General features: G+C 67.6%; 13 protein-coding genes. 5 read left to right on the top strand and 8 right to left on the bottom strand.

Translation table 11 applies throughout. The features are described from left to right. Positions 1 to 2: 2 nt before the first annotated feature. Positions 3 to 836, bottom strand: a complete 834-nt coding sequence (locus AB4Z47_RS15195; protein ID WP_441951322.1) for a serine hydrolase domain-containing protein — start codon at positions 834 to 836, stop codon at positions 3 to 5. A 42-nt stretch (positions 837 to 878) separates the two neighbouring features. On the opposite strand from AB4Z47_RS15195, the gene AB4Z47_RS15190 reads away from it, so the two are divergent. Continuing rightward, complete coding sequence (locus AB4Z47_RS15190) at positions 879 to 1,076, top strand: hypothetical protein (protein WP_441951320.1); 198 nt, start codon at positions 879 to 881, stop codon at positions 1,074 to 1,076. Positions 1,077 to 1,082: 6 nt separating this feature from the next. Here the strand turns inward: AB4Z47_RS15190 and AB4Z47_RS15185 are convergent, their stop codons facing one another. Together AB4Z47_RS15185 and AB4Z47_RS15180 are read right to left on the bottom strand one after the other, a co-directional pair. After that, on the bottom strand, positions 1,083 to 2,213 hold the full coding sequence (locus AB4Z47_RS15185) for an NDMA-dependent alcohol dehydrogenase (protein WP_441951318.1): 1,131 nt from the start codon (positions 2,211 to 2,213) through the stop codon (positions 1,083 to 1,085). Positions 2,214 to 2,490: 277 nt separating this feature from the next. After that, positions 2,491 to 3,540 (bottom strand): phosphotransferase family protein, encoded by a 1,050-nt coding sequence (locus AB4Z47_RS15180; protein ID WP_441951316.1) that lies wholly within the window; start codon positions 3,538 to 3,540, stop codon positions 2,491 to 2,493. Positions 3,541 to 3,629: 89 nt separating this feature from the next. Between AB4Z47_RS15180 and pabB the strand changes: the two genes are divergently transcribed. Next, positions 3,630 to 5,876, top strand: coding sequence for an aminodeoxychorismate synthase component I (pabB, locus tag AB4Z47_RS15175; RefSeq protein WP_441951314.1), 2,247 nt, complete (start codon positions 3,630 to 3,632; stop codon positions 5,874 to 5,876). Positions 5,877 to 6,076: 200 nt separating this feature from the next. On the opposite strand, the gene AB4Z47_RS15170 is transcribed toward pabB, so the two are convergent. Then, complete coding sequence (locus tag AB4Z47_RS15170) at positions 6,077 to 6,571, bottom strand: hypothetical protein (RefSeq protein ID WP_441951312.1); 495 nt, start codon at positions 6,569 to 6,571, stop codon at positions 6,077 to 6,079. Between the two features lie 129 nt (positions 6,572 to 6,700). Here AB4Z47_RS15170 and AB4Z47_RS15165 point away from each other — a divergent pair, with 129 nt between their 5' ends. Next, on the top strand, positions 6,701 to 8,740 hold the full coding sequence (locus tag AB4Z47_RS15165) for a TerD family protein (protein WP_441951310.1): 2,040 nt from the start codon (positions 6,701 to 6,703) through the stop codon (positions 8,738 to 8,740). Between the two features lie 2 nt (positions 8,741 to 8,742). On the opposite strand, the gene AB4Z47_RS15160 is transcribed toward AB4Z47_RS15165, so the two are convergent. Further along, entirely contained in the window at positions 8,743 to 9,435 is a 693-nt protein-coding gene (locus tag AB4Z47_RS15160; protein ID WP_441951401.1) for a TetR/AcrR family transcriptional regulator, read from the bottom strand. 41 nt (positions 9,436 to 9,476) lie between these two features. After that, positions 9,477 to 10,706: a cytochrome P450 gene (locus AB4Z47_RS15155; RefSeq protein ID WP_441951309.1), complete on the bottom strand. Its 1,230-nt coding sequence runs from the start codon at positions 10,704 to 10,706 to the stop codon at positions 9,477 to 9,479. Positions 10,707 to 10,960: 254 nt separating this feature from the next. Between AB4Z47_RS15155 and AB4Z47_RS15150 the strand changes: the two genes are divergently transcribed. Then, complete coding sequence (locus AB4Z47_RS15150; RefSeq protein WP_441951307.1) at positions 10,961 to 11,404, top strand: globin domain-containing protein; 444 nt, start codon at positions 10,961 to 10,963, stop codon at positions 11,402 to 11,404. 1 nt (position 11,405) lies between these two features. Here the strand turns inward: AB4Z47_RS15150 and AB4Z47_RS15145 are convergent, their stop codons facing one another. Then, on the bottom strand, positions 11,406 to 12,833 hold the full coding sequence (locus AB4Z47_RS15145; protein WP_441951305.1) for a DUF1254 domain-containing protein: 1,428 nt from the start codon (positions 12,831 to 12,833) through the stop codon (positions 11,406 to 11,408). Positions 12,834 to 13,345: 512 nt separating this feature from the next. Continuing rightward, a complete protein-coding gene (locus AB4Z47_RS15140) occupies positions 13,346 to 13,639 on the bottom strand; it encodes a hypothetical protein (RefSeq protein ID WP_441951303.1) in 294 nt (97 codons plus the stop codon). A 412-nt stretch (positions 13,640 to 14,051) separates the two neighbouring features. Here AB4Z47_RS15140 and AB4Z47_RS15135 point away from each other — a divergent pair, with 412 nt between their 5' ends. Continuing rightward, positions 14,052 to 14,327 carry a hypothetical protein gene (locus AB4Z47_RS15135; protein ID WP_195033234.1) on the top strand — a complete coding sequence of 92 codons (276 nt, stop codon included), beginning with the start codon at positions 14,052 to 14,054 and terminating at the stop codon, positions 14,325 to 14,327. The last annotated feature ends 14 nt before the right edge of the window (positions 14,328 to 14,341 follow it).

Genomic DNA, 14,341 nt, shown 5'->3' with positions numbered 1-14,341 from the left:
TGTTACTTTGCGATCGTGTTGCGTGCGGCTTTCGCCTCCGCCATGACGGCATCGCTCAAGGGAGGCCAGGCCGCACGCGCCCAGTCGCCGAAATTCTCGTCGCTCAGGGCAAGACATGCCACCCCCGCGTTCGGGTCGACCCACAGAAACGTCCCGGATTGGCCGAAATGGCCATACGTGCGTGGCGAATTCGTGCCACCGGTCCAATGCGGCGTCTTTCCGCCGCGAATCTCGACACCGAGCCCCCAGTCGTTGGGGCGTTGCGAGCCGTAGCCGGGCAACACACCATCGAGTCCGGGGAATTGGACCGAGGTGGCCTCGGAGTGCGTCTGCGCGGAGATCAACTGCGGGTCCAGCAATTCGGCCGCGAAACGCGTCAGGTCCGCCGCGGTGGACCGGCCCGCGTGTCCCGCGGGGCCCGCGAGGACCGAAGCCGTCATGCCGAGCGGCTGGAACACCGCGTCGCGCAGATACTCCTCGAACGCGATACCGGTCTGCTCGGTGACGAACCCGGCGAGCACCTCGAAGCCCGCGCTCGAGTAGATCCTGCGGGCGCCTGGAGCCGCCTGGACATCGGTGGTGTCGAACGCGAGTCCCGACGCGTGCGCCAGCAGGTGGCGCACCGTGGCGCCCGGCGGCCCGGCGGGCTGGTCCAGTTCGATCGCGCCCTCCTCCACCGCGACCAGCACGGCGTAGGCCACCAGCGGCTTGGTCACCGACGCGAGCGGGAAGACCCGGTCGACCTCGCCCTCGCTCGCCATGCCGCCGTCCGCGGTGACCACCGCCGCCGCCGCGTGCCGAACCGGCCATTCCCGAATCTGCTCCAGTGAACGCACGCTGCGAGCCTACGAGAACCCCGCCACTGCCATCGACTCACCATGTGTGACGAGCCCGAGAGGCACTTCGCGGGCCGTCAGCAGCATGTCAGCCGCTACTCGATTCCGGACGGCGACGTGGCGTTCGAGCGCACGGTCGAGGTGTATCGGGCGGGCAAGGGGCGCCCCGGTCCCCCTCGACGAGCCGGTGCGTACGACCTGTTCGCACAGACCGCCACCCGGCCCGCCGAACAGCGCTGATCCGGTCTACCAGTCGGCTTCGGTGTACTTGATGATGCCGCGAATGTTCTTGCCGTCCAGCATGTCCTGATAGCCCTGGTTGATCTCGTCCAGCGAGTAGCTGCGTGTCACCATGTCGTCCAGGTTGAGTTGGCCGGACTTGTACAGCGCGAGCAGGCGCGGCGCGTCCTGGCGGGCGTTGCCGCCGCCGAAGATGCAGCCCTTCACCGTCTTCTGCAGCATGGACAGCAGGAAGCTGTTCAGCTTGACGTCGCTCTCGTCCATCCGGCCCATCGCGGTGACCACCACGGTGCCCGCCTTGGCGGTGAGGATCAGCCCCTCTTCGATGTACTCGCCGTGCATCTCACCCATGGTGAGGATGACCTTCTCGGCCATCCGCCCCTCGGTGGCCTCCATCAGCGGCATGATCGCGGCGGCCATGCTCTCATAGGTGTGCGTGGCGCCGAACTTCTGCGCCTGCTCACGCTTCCACGGGTTCGGGTCGATGGCAACGATTTTCGAGGCGCCGGAGAGCACAGCGCCCTGCAGCGCGCTCATCCCGACGCCGCCGATGCCCGCGATCACCACGGTCTCGCCGGGAGACACCTGGGCGACGTGGGTGGCGGAGCCGAAGCCGGTGGGGACGCCACAGCCGACCAAGCACGCCACCTCGAAGGGAATGCTCGGATCGATCTTCACCACCGAGGTGTGGTGCACGGTCATGTACGGGGAGAAAGTGCCCAGCAAGCACATCGGGATGACGTTCTCGCCGCGCGCCTGGATCCGGTAGGTGCCGTCGCTGATCGCCTGCCCCATCAGCAGGCCCGCGCCGAGGTCGCACAGCGCCATATGTCCGGCTACGCAAGCCGGACAGCGGCCGCAGGCAGGGATGAACGACAGGATCACATGGTCGCCGACCTGCAGGTCGGCGGGAGTGTTCGGCCCGAGCTCGGTGATCACGCCCGCGCCCTCGTGGCCGCCCATCACTGGATAGGCGGGCATCGGGGTCGCACCGGTCACGATGTGATGGTCGGAATGGCACATGCCGGCCGTTTCCAGCCGGATCTGCACCTCGCCTGCGACCGGGTCACCGATCTCGATTTCCTCCACCGACCACGGCTGGTCGATCCCCCACAGGATCGCGCCCTTCGTCTTCATTCCTGTCGACCCTCTCGCATGCACGTGCTTATATGTGACTGCACCCACACTACGAGAAAAGTGGAACGCGTTCTAGTGCCGGTCGGAAAATTCAGCGATACGGCCGAACAGGTACTCCGAACGCGTTCTAGTACTGTGCCACGCTCAGCCGCCGACGTCGTGCACGAGGTGCGCCAGGTCGTGCGCGAAGTACCTGGCGAACGACCCCACCGCGAAGACCGCCCCGTCGCTGCGTTCACTGCGCGACTCGCGCCACCTTCGGCAACATCCCGACGGGTCATGCCATCAGGCGCTGCGCACGGTCGAAAAGCTCCAGCGTGATGGCGTGCAGGAAGTCGCCGACCCGCTTGGGCGCCTTGCCCGCGAACGCGCGGGCGTGCGTGCCCTCCAGGACGATGCCGAGCTTGAAGCAAGCCAGCACGGTGTACCAAGGGACAGCGCTCAGATCGCGATCGGAGAACCGGCCGTAGTGCGCGACCATCTCCGCAGGGGTCGGCAGACCACCGACGGCGCCGAGCTTGCCGACCAGGGCCGCGCCGGTGGTACCCGGCTCCGGTCGGGTCGCGATCTGCCAGCCGAGGTCGAGCAGCGGGTCGCCGATCGTGGACATCTCCCAGTCGACCATCGCCGCGACCTGCGGACCGTCGAAGGAGAACATCATGTTCGCCAGGTGGCAATCGCCGTGCAGGATCCCGGGCGTCCAGTGCACGGGGCGGTTCCGGTCCAGCCACTCCCCGACCCGCTCCACGCCGGGGATCTCCGGCCCAGGGTAGCCCTCGTTCACCGCGTACGACTCGAGTTCGCCGAGCCAGCGCGGCACCTGCCGTTCGAGGAAGCCCTCGGGCTTGCCGTAATCGGCCAGACCGAGTGCCTGGTACTCCAGCGCACCGAGCCGCGCAATGGCCTCGACCGCGGACAGACCCATCCGCCTGCGGATCTCCGGATCGCTCGCGTGCGGTTCGGGCAGCTCGTTCTGTGGGTTGAACCCGTGGATCGGCTCCATCAGGTAGAAGACCGCGCCTAGTACCGATTCGTCGGGGCAGGCCGCGATCACTCGGGGCGCGCGCACCTCGGTGCCGTTGAGCGCGCCGAGCAGGCGGGCTTCGCGCCGGATCACGTCGTTGCTCTTGGCGCGCAAGTGCTTCGGCCCGCGACGCAGCACATACCCGCGGCCGCCTCGAACGAAGCGGAGCATGATGTTCTGCGTTCCGCCACCCAGCGCGGTCACGTCCTCGAATTCGCCGGCGGGAAGCCCCTGCTCATCCATCCACTTTCCGACGACGGCGAAGTCGACGACCGCGGGATCCACCGGTTGCGCAACAGACATGCCCCACATTGTGCACCACCCGGCCGCACAAACTGACGGCGCATGACAACAGTTTGCTCCGACCGGCGCGGCGTAGGGTTTCGGACACCATGCACACGCTGTTGATCGACAATTACGACTCGTTCACCTATAACCTGTATCAGCTGATCAGCGAGGTGAACGGCGTCGAGCCGACGGTCGTGCGCAACGACGAGGTGCGGACCGTCGCCGAGCTGGAACTCGCCCGCTTCGACAACGTGGTCGTTTCGCCGGGGCCGGGGCGGCCGGACGTCGCGCGGGACATCGGGATCTCCGCGGCCGTGATTCGCGAGACCGAACTGCCGTTGCTCGGGGTGTGCCTCGGACATCAGGGCATCGTGGTCGCCGCGGGGGGCGTCGTTGCCACGGCGCCCGCAGCACGACATGGATTTCTCGACCGAATCGAGCACGACGACCGGGATCTGTTCACCGGAATCCCGCAGGGCTTCACCGCCGTGCGGTATCACTCACTGTGTGCGCTGCGGCCATTGCCACGGGACCTGGAGGTCACCGCGGTGGCCGCGGACGACGTCGTCATGGGGGTACGGCACCGCCGGAGGCCGCAGTGGGGTGTGCAGTTCCATCCCGAATCGATCGCCGGCGAGTTCGGCGCGGCAATAGTACGCAATTTCGCGAATCTCACCGCGGCGCGCCGGGTTCGGTCGAATGCCGGGCGCGTCGCCGCACCGCGACACCCGGTGGAGGCAGAGGGTGGGATCGCCCCGGAAGCAAGCACCGCGGGCCCACCATCCTCCACTCCGATCTCGGCACTCGCGCCAGAGCAGTTCCCGGCCGCTGCAGTGCGATTCGAGCGCTCGGCCGTCGAATCGTCCTTCGCGCGAGCGGTTTCGGCTCGCACCGAGTACTCGGCTCCACTTCCCCGGACGTTCCGGCTCCAGCAGGAGGTGATCGGGCGGGCGATCGATACCGAGAGCGCGTTCATGCGGCTCTACGGCAACTCTCCCACAGCGTTCTGGCTGGACAGTGAGCACGTGGAACCCGGGTTGGACCGATTCTCGTTCCTGGGTGACGCGAGCGGTCCCCTTGCGGAGGTGCTGCGCTACCGGGTGGGCGACGGCGAGGTGACCGTGGAGTCGTCCGACGGCCATCGGCGCACCGTCGCGGGCGGCATTCTCGACTACCTGGCCGCCGAACTGCGGGCCCGTCAGCTCGAACTTCCCGATCTGCCTTTCGATTTCGTGGGTGGGTACGTCGGCTATCTCGGCTACGAGGTCAAGGCCGACTGCGGCGGGGACGCGGTCCATCGCGCACCGACACCGGACGCGCAGTGGATTTTCGCCGACCGGATGGTGGTGGTCGACCACATGGGCGGGCGGACACATCTGCTCTCGCTGACCGACGCGACACCGGACACGGTCCGGGCGGGCGCCGACTGGCTGCGCGACACCCGCGAGACCCTCGATACCCTTCCGACCTGGACGAATCCGCCGACGCTCGAGGTGCCCTCGGACCGCGAGGCGGTCGCACCGCTGCTCACCCGCGGCCGAGAGCGCTACCTCGCCGACATCGCGGTCTGCCAGGAGCGACTGCATGCCGGCGAGTCCTATGAGATCTGCCTGACCGACAGCGCGACAATCTCCGCCCACGAAGCCGACGGACTCGACTTCTACCGCACGCTGCGGCGCTGCAACCCCGCGCCGTATGCCGCCTACCTACGCTTCGACGACCTCGACATCGCCTCCTCCTCGCCGGAGCGCTTCCTCAAGGTCGACCGCCGCCGTACCGTGGAGAGCAAACCGATCAAGGGCACCGCGCCACGCGGCGCTACCCCCGCCGAGGACGAGCGTCTGCGCCGCGAGCTGGCCGACAGCCCGAAGACCAGGGCAGAGAACCTGATGATCGTCGATTTGCTGCGCAACGATCTCGGCCGGGTGTGCGAGATCGGCAGCGTGTACGTGCCGAAACTGATGGCCACCGAGCAGTACACGACCATGCATCAGCTGGTGTCCACCGTGCGCGGCAGGCTGCGGCCCGAGGTCGACGTGGTCGACTGCCTGCGCGCGTGTTTCCCGGGCGGCTCGATGACCGGCGCGCCGAAGCTGCGCACCCTGGAGATCATCGACGCGCTGGAAACCGAAGCGCGCGGGGTCTATTCGGGCACCATCGGCTTTCTCGGGCTCGGTGGCACCGCGGACTTGAGCATCGTCATCCGCACCGCCGTGCGCTACGACGGCCGCTGGCGGGTCGGGGCGGGCGGCGCCATCGTGCTCGATTCGGATCCCGAGGACGAATACCACGAGGTCCTGCTCAAGGCGGCCGCCACCTTGCGCGCGGCCACAGTCCACGCCCCCCGCTGAGGTCGAGCGGCGCACCCCTTGCCGCGCCACCGGGACCGGCCCCGCGGACCTCGACCTGCGCCCACCGCGATAGCCTGACCCGCGAATTCCTGCCGCACAACGGCGGCTATCGCGTCGGCGTACCGCGGGATGCCGCAGGGGCCGACGATCGTAGCGGTTCATCGGCCCGCCGATCGGCGAACTTCATGCGGCCGCCCACCTCACCGACGCCGCTTGGTCGACTTCGACGCCGGCGGCTCGACCGGCTTTTCCGGTGCGGTCAGGCCGGTCAGCTTGCCGAGCAAAGCTACGCCGGGCACCTTCGACAATCGGCTGAACACGTCCTCGCCGAGCGCGATCATCGCCTCCAGCCTGGGCAGCAGCCTGTCGTAGGCAACGAAGGCCGGATCGGCCAGCGCCAGCGTCCGGTCCAAGCGATCGATCGTGGAGTTCAGCCGCTCGACGGCGATCGACAGCCTCTCGACCAGATCGGGCAGCTGCGCGGCCAGCTGGGCCGACGCCGGAGGTAGCCGCACCGCCGCGTCGAACGCCGAGCTCGCGGTCAGCTGGGCGGCTTCCAGCGCCTGACCCGCCGCCGTCTGTGCCGCTTCGACCGCGACCTGCGCGGCGGCCAAGATGTCGGAGGGACCGGGCACGCGCCCACCCGGCATCTTCGGGGTCGAGGGCCTGCGACCCGGGCGTTTCGGGTTCGTCATGGGAATACTGTGCCGTACCGCGCGGTACGAACGCGGTATTACGGGACCGCGCGCGTTGTCCGCGCCCCGCCGAGGGACGGTACCTCGCGCGTTCGGCGTGTCGGAGGGTCGTGGCATAGTTCGAGCACGATGAAACTCAGCAAAGGTGCCAACGCACCGGTACCGACATCCCTTCTAGCCGTGGTTGTTTCATGGCGGTCGGAGCATGAGGTGGACGCGCACGCCTTGCTCCTGGACGAGTCCGGCAGGGTCCGGTCGGACCGGGATCTGGTGTTCTACAACGCACCGCGCCACGTCTCCCAGGCGGTGACGCTGGACCAAGAGCCCGCGCCGCGGACCGCGCGGCTGAGCGTCTCACTGCCCCGCACCGAAGCGGACGTGGATCGGATCGTCGTCGCCGGCTCGGTCGAGAACGGAATCTTCGGCGACATCACCGGTTTGGCCCTCACCGTGCACGCCGTCGACGGGGCGGTGGCGACCTTCGAGATCGAGGACGCGGACGCGGTGCCCGCGCTGATGTTCGGCGAGTTCTACCGCAGAGCTGGGCGGTGGCGGTTCCGCGCCATCGGCCAAGGCTGGTCCAGCGGCCTGGCGGGACTGGTCAGCGAATTCGGCGTCCAGGTCGACGATCCGGCGGACCCGGCCCGCACTGCGCACCCCACCGACCCATTCCGTCTGCACCGATCCGCCCGTACGTCGCCGTCGCAGGAAGTCCGCTCGGCGCGGTCGGCCACCGGCGCACACCTGGACCCCGCTCCCCCCGGCCTGCACGATCGGAACGAACTCGCTCCGATCCGACACTTTCCACACGGGTCCTTCGCCTCCGATCCGCCTCGCAGGAGTGCCCAGTCGGCGCGGGCGGACGTAGCGAGCGGGTTGGCCACCGAAGACGTTGTGGTGCAACGGGTTTCTTCGAATCGCGACGACGTCGACGACCCCACCGGACAAGGACCGGCGCACAATAGATCGGACGCAAGCGCGTCCGGACAGCCGCGCACCGACCTGCTCGACCGCGCGGAGACCACCGCCATGCCCGGGTCGTACCGCCCGGTCGACCTGACCCGGCACACATCGGAAACCGGACCCGCCGCGCCCCCACCACCCCCGAATCCCGAGCTGGCCGACTGGCATTCGGACCCCGAAACTCCGGAGCGCATGCGCTGGTGGGACGGCACGGAGTGGACGAGCGCCACCTACCCGCGCCGCCCACCGAGCGATCGGCACTGCACGCGCCGCGGACATCCGCTCCGCCGCAAGCTGTTCGGCGGACTCGCGCCCTGCCAGGCATGCGAGCTGGAGATCGAGGAGTACCTCACCCATTGGCACACCCAGGCGTGGCGGGTGCTCACCACATACGGTCCACGCGGACCCGAGTGGGCGGCACTCTGGGCGTCGTTGCGCTACCAGCGGATCGACGCGGACGCGGGCCGCCGCGCCTTACGCGCCGCGGCGCTCAGCTACGTGGAGCGGCTGGTCACCTTCACCTTCGCCGACGGCGAGGTCCAGCACGCGGAACTGGAGCTGTTCGAGCAGGCGGTCACCGAGTTGGCGCTCGGCGGCCCGCTGATCGAGGACCTGCGCAGGCGGATGCACCGCGGACGTACCCTGTCCCGGCTGCGTGCGGGCGATCTACCGGTGGTCCGCACGCCAGGCCTGCACCTGGACCCCGAGGAGAAGGTGCACGTGGATCTGCCCGCGATGCATGTGCGCCAGCTCGCCCGCGGCCCGAAGCTCACCGAGGGCAGGCTGATCGGCAGCAATAAGAAGCTGCGGTTCGTCGGCGCCGGCGCGGGCACCGAAATGCCATGGTCCCGTATCATTTCCGTGCACGCGGAACAGGAGACGGTGGTGATCGCGGCCACCTCGTCCCGTGGCGGTGGGACGTTCGCCGTCGCCGATCCCGACTACGTCGCCGCCGCACTGGAAGGCGCGTTGCGTGTGGCCAAACGCCTGGTGCTCACGCCGGGGCAGCGCGACACCCGCAGCATCCCGCAGGAGGTCAAGGCCGAGGTGTGGCAGCGCGATGGCGGCAAGTGCGTCGAATGCGGCGACGAGCACTACCTCGAGTTCGACCACGTCATCCCGCTCAGTCGAGGCGGCGCGACCAGCGCGGCCAATCTCCAGATCCTGTGCCGCTCCTGCAACCGCGCCAAGGGCGCGCGCATCTGAGCTCAGCCCGCGATCAGGCCCGCCGTCCGTCCCAGGTCCGCCAGCATGGCGTCGAACAAGATCTCCGGATTGGCCAGCGGGATCGGATAGTTTCCGAAGACCTCCAGCGTGACATGCCCGTAGAGCCTGGCCCAGATCTGGATCATCAAGTAGGTCACTCCGAGGTCGAGCTTCTCGGCAGGGAACTTCTGGCCTGATTCGGATAGCGCCGCGAGCAACTCGGTCTGGAAATGCACGAGATCCTCGCGCAATTCCGGCGGGATGACATCGGTGGGCGGGGTCACGATGTCATAGGTGGCCAGCAGCCTCCCCGCCGCGCCGAGGAAGATGCGGCCGAACGGCTCATCGAACCGGCTCAGTGCCCGAGCCCGGCCGGCGCCGGGCGAGGCGAATACCAGGGTGAACTCCCGGGTGTGCGCCAGCGCCCAGCGTCGGAAACCGCGGCAGATGGCGAAGAACTGCACCGCGCCGTCGTCGGGCAGCGTGGCGATCTCGGCGGTCAGCTCCGCGGCCAGATCGGCGCAGAAGTCCAGGCGCAGCCTTTCCAGCAGATCGTCCAGCGACTTGTAGTACCGGTACAGCGCGGGAGCGGTGACACCGAGCTCCCGCGCGATCGCGCGCAAGGTGACGGCGGCGGGCCCGTGCCCGACCAGCAGCGTGCTGGCGACCCGCCGGATATCGGCGTCGCTCACCATCGGCGAGCGGCCCCGCGGTTTGGACTGATGCACCAGTCGATTCAAGCGTATTCGACTTCCCAGCGCTTGATCCCGTTCAGCCAGCCCGAGCGCAGCCGCACCGGATCGGAGACCTGCCGCAGGTTCGGCATCACATCGGCGATGGCATTGAACATCAGGTCGATCTGCAGCCGGGCCAGGTTCGCGCCGACACAGTAATGCGTGCCGGTGCCGCCGAACCCGACATGCGGGTTCGGGTTGCGCAGCACGTCGAAGATGAACGGATTCTCGAACGCGTCCTCGTCGAAATTGGCCGAGCCGTAGAACAATCCGACCCGCTGACCCTTTTGAAGCTCCTGGCCGCCGAGCACTGCGTCCCGGGTCGTGGTGCGCTGAAACGCTGTCACCGGGGTGGCCCAGCGGACGATCTCGTCAGGTGCGGTGCGCGGGCGCTGCTGCTTGTAGATCTCCCACTGCTCCGGGTTGTCCACGAACGCCTTCATGCCATGCGTGATCGAGTTGCGGGTGGTCTCGTTGCCCGCCACGGACAGCAGGATGACGAAGAACGCGAACTCGTCCGAGCCGAGATGCTCGCCGTCGATGTCGGCGTTGACCAGCTGGGTGACGATGTCGTCGGCCGGGCACGTGCGCCGCTGCTCGGCCATGTTCCACGCGTAGCCCATCACCTCGGCGGTGGCGGCGTGGTGGTCGCCCTCGAACTCTGGATCGTCGTAGGAGATCATCTGATTGGACCAGTCGAAAATCTTCATCCGGTCTTCCTGCGGGATGCCGATCAGCTCGGCGATGGCCTGTAGCGGCAGCTCGCAGGCCACCTGTTCGACGAAGTCGCCACCACCGGACTTCTTGGCCTCGTGCACGATCCTGGCGGCGCGTTCGGTGAGGGCGGCGCGCAGGCTCTCCACCGCGCGCGGGGTGAAGCCTTTGGAGATGATGCGGCGGGTCTTGGTGTGCTTGGGCGGATCGAGGTTCAGCAGCAGCATGTCGCCGAGCATGTCGATCTGCTCGCGGGTGGTTTCCTCGTTGAACCGGATGATCGCCGTGTTCTCCTGCGAGGAGAACACCTCCGGGTTCTTCGAGATCTCCTTGATGTGGTCGAGCTTGGAGACGACCCAGTATCCGCCGTCGTCGAAGCCGCTGGCGCGGCCGGACTGGGCGCACCACCATACCGGGGCGGTGCGGCGCAGTTCGGCGAACTCCTGGATGGGCAGACGGGTGGCGAGCAGGTCGGGGTCGGTGAAGTCGAATCCAGTGGGGATCGAGGGCGTGGTCACGGCTAACTCCTACCGGTCTGGGCGTGGCACAGACCTCACGACATTGTGTGGAACATGGTCCAAGAGGAGATGCAACCACAGAACAGGTATACGTGAACTGTGTTTAGTAAAACATGTTTACTTTCTTCTGTCGGGACGCGACCGGTCGGTCCGAGGCAGCCCTCGTCAAGGGATAACCCTCGAATTCCTGGACACTTCGCGAGCGGGCGGCCTGTAATGAGAACTTCAGCCCCCTCTCTTGGCCCGGAGGTCCCATGCCCAGCCTCTACGAGCACGTCGGCGGCGGCGACGCGCTGCACCGCGTCGAAGCCGCGTTCTACGACAAAGCGCTCGCCGATCCGATCCTGAAGACGTTGTTCACCGAACGACGGCCACACCATGTCGACCATCTCACCTGGTTCACCGCCGAATCCTTCGGCGGGCCCGCACGTTTCACCCGCGAGCTGGGGTTCGACCACATCATCGCGGTGCACCGCGGTCTGACGATCACCGACGCGCAGCGGGAGCGCTTCGTGGAGGTCTACCTGGAGACTTTCGAGGAGGCGGGACTACTGGGCAACGAGGACTTCCGCGCCGCCGTCTACGAGCATGTGGCGTTCGGATCGCGAGTAGCCCAGCAGAACTCGCACGCGACGAGCGACGAAGAACTGCACCCGATCCGCGAGGTCCCGCACTGGACCTGGGCGGGCGAGGACTAGCTCAGAGCAGCGGCATGAGCGGCGGGGGGCTCCAACGCCCTTGCACCGCCTCCTCTTTCGGCACGTACAGGCGCAGGGTCAGCGAGAACGGGCCCGATTCCGGGATGGGCAGCCAGTTTCCGGTGGGGACGCTCGGTCCGGGATCGGCATGCTGGAGCGTGAGGTCCAGGGAGCCGTCGGGATTGAGCACGACCGGAACCTCGTGGCCGACCGCGTAGATCTCCGCCGGATTGGGCACAAGGTAGCTTTCCGCGTCGTAAGCGGTCAGCGACCAGAACGCGTCAGCAGGCGGCAACTGGCCCGTTGCGAAGTGCAGCCGGAAGCGACCCGCGCTGCCGCGGGCATCCGTGGTGGTGAACAGGGTCGGATAAATGGCGTCCTCCGACAGGCCGATGCCGAGACCTACCCAGGCCATCACAGCGCGTAGCGGATAGTTGATGCCGTACCTGCCGACGCTGGGGTCGTAGACCCAGCCGTTCACATTGGCCGTGTGCGCACCTACAACCACCGGGATCTGCTCCCGGGCGGTGTCGGCCGCGGCCGTGAGCTCGGCGTCGGACATGCCCTCGACCTTGCCACCCGGCCGGATGCCGATGGTGGCGAAGCGTCGCATGGCGGGCGCGTCGTCGGGCGCAGGAGAATTGATCGACATCACTGCGCACATCCGGTCGAAGAAGGCGCGCGCGTCCATCTTCGCGACCTGGGCAGGCGGGGGCTGCGCCTCCGCCGGCGCGCTGGGCGGCGTGGCGGGCGCCGGCGGATCCGTTCCCGCGATCCACGCGCTCAGCGGAACCAGCTTCAGCCCCTGCTGCAGCGCACGAACGGCCGGAAGGTCGTTGTTGCCATCGACCTGAATTCGGCCGATCAGCCACACCGTCGGCGTCGGCATCGGCATCGGGGTGAGACCGTCCGGCAGCGCACCCGACCAACCGGGACCGGTCACCACGTAGGTGTACGGCGGCGCAGCCGACTTCGCGCGTGGACGAACGCTGCTCGGGTTGTGCACGGTGTTCGTCCACGCGTCGAGCAGTTGCACCAGCCAGTACCGCCCGCCGTCCATCGCGGGAACCCGCAGCACCATCGGCTCGGCCGTCAGATCGAGCCAGGCGGTCGAGTACAGCGTGTCCAGGTTCATCCGCACCAAATCCCGTTGCGCGGAGGTGGGCAGCGACGTGGTGTGGTGGAACCGGTTGACGGGAGTGGTCGCTTCCTCCGCTGCGCGGGTGACATCCATCAACACCAGCGGAAAGCCGAAAATGTATGCGTCCTTGGCGATCGCCGCCGCCTCGCCGGGCGCGGTGGGAACGATCGAGCCGCCCTCATCCGATCTGCCGCACGCCGCCATGCCGACCGCAGCCATCGACGTCACGGCCATGCCGAGCACGGTGCGCCGTGATACCACGGGCCTGTTCCCGGTCCTGTCGTCCATGGTCCTGCTCCGCCTCCGATTCCATCGGGCACCGCGCGAGATCCGCCCTGGAGTATAGCCACCCCCGCCGCGAAAATCGCTGGTCAGCACCGCAGAGGCGCAACAAGCCCGAGCAGCACGGTGATCAGTGCGTCGACCAGGTCGGTGACCGGCCGGCGCGGTTCGTCCAGGCTCCACCGGTGCACCCTAGCGTGGAGCGCGGCGAGAAATGGGGCATCGCCATCCCCACCCGCCAGGCAGAATGTCGTGCACGACCGACCGCGTGGCAAGTTTTTCGCGGTCCGCCGCGGATCGATGGCCATGGCGTCGAGGCAGCCCGCGCGACAGCCGCGCTATCGCTCAGAGGTCGGTGACCGAAACTCTGCGCGTAGGTTGGCGCGGCGTCGGCGAACTGCGCACGATGCAAGACCTGTCGTTGTGATCCGGCAGCCACCACGTCGCGCTCGGTGCCACTCTCATTGCCGTCTACGACGGTCCGGACCTGCACCCGAGGATCGCGGAGCGGTCCTCGGTCAGATCCCCAGGATGGTGTTCATGATGGTGCCCGCGCTGGTGGCGACAACACCACCGAGCATGGCTCCCGCGATCATCTTCGGCGACTGCAATGCACCACCGGTCCACTTCTCCCAGGCGAATCTGCCGCCCGCGTAGATGATGCTGACGATGCCGGACAGCAGCGCGAACCAGGTCAGATACCGAACGAACTGTAATAGCTTGTCCGACAGAGGAGGAGCCTCCGGGGTCGGATTGCCGATCTGCGCCAGTGTGGTGATCGATTCGCCGACCGACGCCAGAATGATGCTCACCGTCTACTCCCTACGCTCGAGTACAACCTTGCCGTCGCCGAGCCGCCACACGAAAGCTGTTCGACCACCGAGGAATTCGATCGTGAATGAGAATACGGGCCCGGCCGCACCACCGTGGGCGGGTTCTGCCGAGCAGGCACGGTACCGGCTGCGAAATCCGGTGCGGGGATCAAGAACCCGAATCGCGTCCAGTGGTCACAGCAACCGCCCACGAGTCTGACGACGCACGATAACCACGTTCTCGATCACCGTGCCCCACCCATCTTCCAGCTCTTCGACCGACCCGGCAAGGCCGCAGAATGCACGAACTCTCCTGCGCCACACCGACCCGTCTGCATCACGGCGGACGAACGGATACGATCTTCACAGCGAATCACTGCCCTTGTCCCGAATCCGGAATGAGCGAACGACGATGATCCTGGCCGCCGCTTACGACACCCTGGCGCAGATCGGCAACCCCACCCCCGAGGCTCCGCCGATTTCCGACAAGTTCCTTCAACTGGTCCGCTACCTGACGTGGTTCGTGCTCCTGTCGGGCGTCTGCGGCATCATCTACGCGGGCGGCCGCTTCGCCTGGGAGAAGTGGACCGGCGGCGGACTCGAGTCGCCGAAGATGGTGGCGGGCGCCATGATCGGCGGCGTCATCGCCACCAGCGCGGGCACCATCATGAACGCCGTCATCGGCTGACCCGGACCAGCACA

Origin of the sequence: Nocardia sp. 2TAF39 (assembly GCF_052114905.1) — a bacterium.
GTDB lineage: Bacteria > Actinomycetota > Actinomycetes > Mycobacteriales > Mycobacteriaceae > Nocardia.
The sequence above is the reverse complement of the archived record's forward strand: the minus strand, read 5'-3'. Positions and strand labels throughout refer to the sequence as shown.